At 42.1% G+C, this 1,901-nt stretch carries 5 protein-coding genes; all 5 read left to right on the top strand.

The features are described 5' to 3' along the window. The first annotated feature begins 144 nt into the window (after positions 1–144). Positions 145–588, top strand: a complete 444-nt coding sequence (locus D5281_RS24785) for a hypothetical protein (protein WP_330585336.1) — start codon at positions 145–147, stop codon at positions 586–588. 83 nt (positions 589–671) lie between these two features. Continuing rightward, the gene (locus D5281_RS24780; protein WP_160562513.1) at positions 672–980 is read left to right on the top strand and encodes a type II toxin-antitoxin system RelB/DinJ family antitoxin; all 309 of its coding nucleotides are present in this window, start codon (positions 672–674) and stop codon (positions 978–980) included. After that, positions 977–1,306, top strand: a complete 330-nt coding sequence (locus D5281_RS24775) for a type II toxin-antitoxin system RelE/ParE family toxin (RefSeq protein WP_160562512.1) — start codon at positions 977–979, stop codon at positions 1,304–1,306. Before D5281_RS24780 ends, D5281_RS24775 begins: the two co-directional genes overlap by 4 nt. Positions 1,307–1,400: 94 nt before the next feature. Further along, complete coding sequence (locus D5281_RS24770) at positions 1,401–1,688, top strand: hypothetical protein (RefSeq protein ID WP_160562511.1); 288 nt, start codon at positions 1,401–1,403, stop codon at positions 1,686–1,688. Positions 1,689–1,699: 11 nt separating this feature from the next. Then, positions 1,700–1,840, top strand: coding sequence for a hypothetical protein (locus tag D5281_RS24765; RefSeq protein WP_160562510.1), 141 nt, complete (start codon positions 1,700–1,702; stop codon positions 1,838–1,840). Positions 1,841–1,901: the final 61 nt, after the last annotated feature.

Genomic DNA, 1,901 nt, shown 5'->3' with positions numbered 1-1,901 from the left:
GAGCTTCACTGCCTGTACTTTGTATTCGTGGTCATATTGTCTGTTTTCTGCCATTTTGTTCACTCCTTATTTTCTTGATTATATCTCAAATCCTTGAGAATGTGGTGTCAACTTTTTTTATACCACATCATATGGAGAGAGCCGGTGCTGAGGATATGGGCGATGAAGTGGAGCGTAAAGGGACTTGGCACACCTGCGACAAGGGCAGACGTGAGCGAGAAGTTAGTCAGTGACGGGCAGAAAACCATGTTTGGGAGCAGCACAAAGGAAGCCAAACGCATGGAATGCGTTGGAAAATGCCCGAAGTGCGGCGGCGATGTGGTAAAAAGAAAATTCGGTGCTTACTGCAGGAATAAGTGCGGTATGAACGTATCACGGGCAATGGGGGCGGTGCTTACCGACAGCCAGATAAAAAGTATGCTGGAGGGAAAAAAGACCCTCGTAAAAGGCTTGAAAGGGAAGAAAGGCAGTTATGATGCGTACCTGATACCGGAGGGAATTGAAGGTTATTCCTATACCAAAGACGGGAAGGAAATCAAAGGCTTTCAGTATAAGGTAAAGCTGGAATTTCCCAAAAAAGAAAAATAAAATGTATTGCTATTGTGCGTACATATTGGTATAATAAATCTGACAGAAGGAAACACTGAAATTTTGGAAAGGAGCGTTGTTCTATGGCAGCAAAGTCGGCTAATTTGTACGCAAGGATAGAGCCAGATGTGAAAGAGCAGGCAGAAAGCATTTTATCAGCGCTTGGCATCCCGGCGTCCAATGCGATTAATATGTTTTATAAACAGATAATTTTAAACAGGGGGCTTCCGTTTGAAGTAAAAATACCTACGGCAAGACCTGCTGATGTGTCAGAACTGAGCGAAGCAGAATTAAATGCAGAACTGGAGAAAGGATATGCGGACATGACAGCAGGCAGAGCCAAACCTGCAAGACAGGCATTTGCAGATATCCGCAAGGATTATGGCATATGATTTATGAGTTAATTACCACAGATCAGGCTGATGCCGATTTAAGAGGCATATATGAGTATATTGCCTTTGAACTGCTTTCACCGGATAATGCGGCAAGGCAGCTTGGACGGTTAGAGGAACACATTGTAGGGCTTGAAGAATTTCCAGAGAAATTCAGACATTATGAAAAAGAGCCGTGGCACAGCAGAGGATTGAGAGTAATGCCTGTTGACAATTATCTGGTGTTTTATATTCCGGATAATGATGCGGGTATTGTGACGGTAATCCGTGTTATGTATGCTGGCAGGGATGTTGACAGTCAGCTTAAAGAGCATACAGTAGTGTAAAAACAAGATAGTAATGACAGCGTTAAGGCATATGAGATATAAAGTTTCATATGCCTTTTTTGCGCTCAAAATTAGGAAAATGGAGGATATGAAAATGAGTGAAGCTATGGAAAATGTAACAGAAAACGCACCTGCAGAAAAGGCAGAAGAAACGAAAGCGGAGAAATTTATCCGTCTTGGGGAGTACCGCATGAATAAGGCGATAGATGCCATTGGCAGGATAGAGAACCTTGCCAACAGGTCAGCTTATAACTATACGCCGGAACAGGTGGAAGCCATGTTTTCGGTACTGGAGTCTAAGGTTGCGGAAGTGAAAGCAAAGTTTACAGCCACAAAAACGAAGGAAAATACAGCGTTTTCTTTCGGGAACAAGGCAGAATAGGAGGGACTGCAATGGGAACAGGAGTTTTAAGCACAGGCGATAAGATTTTATATATTATGATTTTGTCAAGATTAGTTGACACATTTTCCTCAAGGATTTTGTATTCTATGCTGCTTCTTTCAGGGAATCATAGTATCGCTGCGAGTGTGTGAAATAATTTCTGTAAATTAAGATCTTCTATGATAAGTTAATAAGAAAGGTAGGTGCTTTTAT

The organism is Parablautia muri (genome assembly GCF_009917485.1).
GTDB classification, from domain to species: Bacteria; Bacillota; Clostridia; order Lachnospirales; family Lachnospiraceae; genus Suilimivivens; species Suilimivivens muri.
The sequence above is the reverse complement of the archived record's forward strand: the minus strand, read 5'-3'. Positions and strand labels throughout refer to the sequence as shown.

Coding starts and splice junctions, on each gene's coding strand:
- D5281_RS24780 (WP_160562513.1), top strand. CDS start 672: ATGGCAGCAAAGTCGGCTAATTTGTACGCAAGGATAGAGCCAGATGTG.
- D5281_RS24775 (WP_160562512.1), top strand. CDS start 977: ATGATTTATGAGTTAATTACCACAGATCAGGCTGATGCCGATTTAAGA.
- D5281_RS24770 (WP_160562511.1), top strand. CDS start 1,401: ATGAGTGAAGCTATGGAAAATGTAACAGAAAACGCACCTGCAGAAAAG.
- D5281_RS24765 (WP_160562510.1), top strand. CDS start 1,700: ATGGGAACAGGAGTTTTAAGCACAGGCGATAAGATTTTATATATTATG.